The following is a 3,269-nucleotide window of genomic DNA, read 5'->3' on the forward strand; positions in this document are numbered from 1 at the left end:
AAGTGGCGACAATCTGGCTTGCGGCTGGCAGAACTAGGTTATCGAGTGGACTAGTACTCTACGGCATAAATTTAGTTACTATTTTGAGGAGACTGGGGGGACTGGGGGAAAAAGGAGACTGGGGGACGAGGAGACGGGGAGACGGGGAGACTGGGGGACAAAGGAGAAAAAACTTTATTTAGATGTACTCTGGTTTCATTCTTCTGCTTGGTGCGCTAGCTTTGAAACCATAAAAGATCTGCATTTGCAACGTTAATTATGCTGAAATTGCTGTAAAGTTACCAATTAAGCTCTGCTGCACTAGATTTCTGGCTTGTAGAGACTGGCTGGAGGATTTAGCATCCGCAATTCTCAATTCTCAATTCTCAATTAATTTAACCCCTCATCCCTAACCCCGAGATCATGGTATCAGCCCCCCGCCGGGACAGCATCGCTCCGATAGTCGAACCGCAAGTCGATCCGTATACCCTAGCGCAGATGGGGATTGCGATGCTGATCGATCTGGCGCAGCGAGGTGAAATCGATCCTTGGGATGTCAAAGTCATCGATGCGATCGATCTGCACTTGAGCAAGCTACCCTTACAAGCCGATGCGTCTTTAGCGCACAAGCAAGCCAATCTCTCCCAATCGGGACAAGCCTTTTTGTGGGCGGCGATGCTCGTACTGCTCAAAGCTCAAAGCCTGGAGCAAAGTCAATCCCCAGGGGAAGATTTTGACTTCATTGAAGAAGAGTTGGACTTTGAAGTGATGACCACATCGGGCTTACCGCGTAACCTCGAACGACACATTCGGCGCCGTCTAACATCGCCCCCACCGCGCACGCGTCCGGTGACACTCGAAGATCTGATCGGACAGCTCCGCCAAATTGCGGATAAGATTGCCGAGCCAACTTCCCGTCGCCGCTCCTTGCGGGGGAAGGTGATGTCAGTCAAGCAAGCCACCAAATCGATCGTCGGACTGGCTCATGATGAAAATTTAACAGAAATGGCAGCATTAGTATCCGAATTTCTCGTCAGATATACCAGCCAGACCGATTTATGGACGCTTGAAGAGCTAGTGGATATTTGGTCTGCTAAATTTCCGCCTGCACCCGGACAACATCATGGCTCCAATCACGATCGCGTTGGCGTATTTTGGGCATTACTACTGCTATCAGCTCAATCCAAAGTCGAACTACATCAAACCGAATTTTATCAAACACTCACAATTCGGCGGCTCAATGAGGCAGATCTCAGCCAGATGAACTGACGACGGCAACCGGGAGACAGCTAGAGCGGTCGATTACCAACCGATCGCCAGTATTATCTAGAAATCCTCACATTTGCCCGAATATGGAGCTAAACGCGCGATCGTGCTGGTGTCGATGACAATCGATCGCTGTTAAAGTAGATATCATCGGGAGTTTAAGTATTCAAGATTTAATATGAAAGCAATGATTCTGGCTGCGGGAAAGGGTACGCGCGTGCGACCCATTACTTACACGATTCCCAAGCCATTGATTCCCATTCTACACAAGCCAGTGATGGAATTTTTGGTAGATCTGCTCAAGCAGCATGACTTTACCGAAATCATGGTTAATGTCAGTCATCTTGCCAAAGAAATTGAAAGTTATTTTCATGATGGTCAAAGATTCGGCGTACAAATTGCTTATTCCTTCGAGGGGACGATTCAAGAAAATGGCGAACTAGAGGGGAAGGCACTCGGTTCGGCTGGCGGAATGCGCCGGATTCAAGATTTTTATCCCTTCTTCGACGACACTTTTGTAGTGCTGTGTGGCGATGCACTCATCGATCTCGACCTCACCGCCGCTGTCAAGTGGCATCGGGAAAAAGGTTCTCTGGCGACGATCGTGACCAAATCAGTACCTCGCGAAGAGGTTTCTAGTTATGGGGTAGTTGTGACCGATGAGCATGGCAAAATTCAAGCATTCCAAGAAAAACCCACAGTAGAAGCGGCACTGAGTACGAATATTAATACTGGTATTTATATTTTTGAGCCAGAAGTTCTCGACTATATTCCCTCCGGTCAAGAGTTTGATATTGGCGGCGACCTGTTTCCGAAACTGGTAGAAATGGGTGCCCCTTTTTACGCGATTGCGATGGATTTTCAGTGGGTAGATATTGGGAAAGTACCCGATTATTGGCAAGCAATTCGGAGTGTGTTAATGGGCGAAGTAAAAAATGTCCCTATTCCAGGGATTGAGGTCGCACCAGGGATCTTTACGGGAATTAATGTCGCGGTGAATTGGGATAAAGTAGACATTACTGGCCCAGTCTATATCGGTGGAATGACCAAGATTGAAGATGGAGCCAAAATCACTGGCCCCACAATGATCGGTCGTAATTGCCATATTTGTAGTGGCGCACACATCAATAACAGTGTGGTTTTTGAGTATTCTCGAATTGCTGACGTGGAACTGACTGATAAATTAGTATTTGGGCGATATTGTGTCGATAAAGATGGTGCGACGATCGACGTTCAAGCCGCAGAATTAGATTGGTTGATTACTGATACTCGCAAACCGATCGAGAACATTAAACAACATCCTGCTAAAGTGTTTGCTAACTCTTTTAATGTTAGTAATATTACTGTTCCCTAAGTAATTATTCCCTTCTCAGTGTCAATTTAGACATCTAGAGTAGTCGGTGGATAGTGGATAGTGGATAGATAACCAACAGCACAGATCGAGATTGTCTATTTCTTGAGTGGGAAGGGAGTAAATTAAGGCTGGTTTATTGGGATAGCCTGGGTGAGTTGCGATCGTCCAGGCTATTCTTGCGGCCATAATAATCTCACTGACAATATGGCAAAGCCTAGTGCGGCAAAGCCTTTTAGTACTTTCGCTGGCAAAAATGCGGCAATTTCACCACCTGCTAAAACACCGATCGAACTCGCCAATAATAAAGCAGCAACCGAACCAAAAAATACAGCCCGAGGATGTTGGCTGCTACCACCTAAAGCGATCGCGGCTAATTGGCTTTTGTCACCAATTTCAGCGATAAATACCGTCATGAATGTTAAGCCGAGTAATTGCCAATCCATAGGGTAGAGGGTAAAAGGTAAAAGGTAAAAGGTAAAGATAGATGGGAGATGGGAGTAAATAGTAGGGTGGGCACTGTCTTGATGCGCTAAACCCTCGGCAAAGCCGAGGAGCGCGCATCGCTGCCCACCATCTAAGTTTCAGGCTTTTCTGACAGGATAAGTATATGCGCCAACCTACTTATTTTCCTAAAGCCTAAAGCCTAAAGCCTAAAGCCTAAAGTCTAAAG

Annotated in this window: 3 protein-coding genes; 2 read left to right on the forward strand and 1 reads right to left on the reverse strand. The window is 46.6% G+C overall.

From position 1 onward, the window contains the following. Positions 1-402 precede the first annotated feature (402 nt). Complete coding sequence (locus tag RMO35_RS10745) at positions 403-1,248, forward strand: segregation/condensation protein A (RefSeq protein WP_309741089.1); 846 nt, start codon at positions 403-405, stop codon at positions 1,246-1,248. Positions 1,249-1,423: 175 nt separating this feature from the next. After that, the gene (locus tag RMO35_RS10750) at positions 1,424-2,599 is read left to right on the forward strand and encodes an NDP-sugar synthase (RefSeq protein ID WP_309741091.1); all 1,176 of its coding nucleotides are present in this window, start codon (positions 1,424-1,426) and stop codon (positions 2,597-2,599) included. A gap of 170 nt (positions 2,600-2,769) precedes the next feature. On the opposite strand, the gene RMO35_RS10755 is transcribed toward RMO35_RS10750, so the two are convergent. Continuing rightward, positions 2,770-3,042, reverse strand: coding sequence for a TMEM165/GDT1 family protein (locus tag RMO35_RS10755; RefSeq protein ID WP_309741092.1), 273 nt, complete (start codon positions 3,040-3,042; stop codon positions 2,770-2,772). Positions 3,043-3,269: the final 227 nt, after the last annotated feature.

It is taken from the genome of Chamaesiphon sp. OTE_20_metabat_361, from assembly GCF_031364565.1.

What these genes read in the sequence shown, in the direction of transcription:
- RMO35_RS10750 (WP_309741091.1), top strand. Translation starts at nt 1,424, where the DNA reads ATGAAAGCAATGATTCTGGCTGCGGGAAAGGGTACGCGCGTGCGACCC.
- RMO35_RS10745 (WP_309741089.1), top strand. Translation starts at nt 403, where the DNA reads ATGGTATCAGCCCCCCGCCGGGACAGCATCGCTCCGATAGTCGAACCG.
- RMO35_RS10755 (WP_309741092.1), bottom strand. Translation starts at nt 3,042, where the DNA reads ATGGATTGGCAATTACTCGGCTTAACATTCATGACGGTATTTATCGCT.